This window comes from Pseudomonas sp. P5_B2, from assembly GCF_056400445.1.
In genome coordinates this window covers 1-927 of the sequence record NZ_JBFULH010001160.1, presented here as the reverse complement: position 1 = coordinate 927, position 927 = coordinate 1, and the positions used below count along the sequence as shown (strand labels likewise).

Here is a 927-nt window from a genome sequence, read left to right as displayed (position 1 = left end):
ACGCAATAGCACACCATTTCCATTCTTTGGTGAACCAATATTCAGGATGGCCTGGCCGGCTCGTCGCTCAAATTATCGCCGAAGGTCAATCTGATCCAGCCATCCTTCGCGTCTTCCGTGAGCGATTTCATTACGGCCGTAGAGCAGTCGTCAGAGAGATGCTTGACGAGTGGAAAAACAGCGGCGACATTTCAAAAGGTTCAAATGTCGAAGTACTTATGGATTTGATCTATGGACCGGTTTATATGCGCCTGTTGATAGGTCACGCGCCTCTGGACGAATCCTTTGCTGAATCACATATCAATTACATATGCGAGTTGTTGGGATCAAAACCCTGAAAATCGCAATAATTTCCATACTAAAAAGCCGACCTAATGGCCGGCTTGTATATTTCACAACATAAGGTGCGACTCACTGAAAGGAGCTGCTGGAAAAATAATTAGAAGTTAGTATTTTTCTTTCCTTTTAGCGCGAGCATGTCCCTTGCCTCTTGAGGCGTAGCGATTTCAAACCCCAACTGCTCTACGATACTTCGGATTTTCCGCACTTGCGCGGCATTAGAAACCGCCAGCTCACCGCGCCCAATGTACAAACTGTCTTCTAGACCCACTCTGACGTTGCCGCCCATAATGGCCGCGAGTGTTGCCAGCGACATCTGGTCTTTACCTGCACCCAATACCGACCAGTGATACTGATCGCCAAATAGACGATCTGCGGTTCGCTTCTGATGCATCACATCTTCGATATGAGCCCCCATGGCACCACGCAAGCCGAATACTGTCTGAATGAACAAAGGCGGCTTAACCAATCCTTTATCCAGGAAATACTTCAGCGTGTATAGGTGGCTGACGTCGTAACATTCGAACTCAAAGCGGGTACCGGTATCTCCAATGGTTCGCAGGATCCATTCGATATCGGAAAAAGTAT

Annotated in this window: 2 protein-coding genes; one reads left to right on the top strand and one right to left on the bottom strand. The window is 47.7% G+C overall.

Annotated elements, in window-relative coordinates:
- On the top strand, window positions 1-338 hold a 338-nt coding region (locus tag AC1DRJ_RS29890), incomplete at its 5' end, for a TetR-like C-terminal domain-containing protein (protein ID WP_477805297.1).
- 101 nt (window positions 339-439) lie between these two features.
- Here the strand turns inward: AC1DRJ_RS29890 and AC1DRJ_RS29885 are convergent.
- The coding region (locus AC1DRJ_RS29885) for a beta-keto acid cleavage family enzyme (protein ID WP_477805296.1) at window positions 440-927 on the bottom strand (488 nt) is incomplete at its 5' end.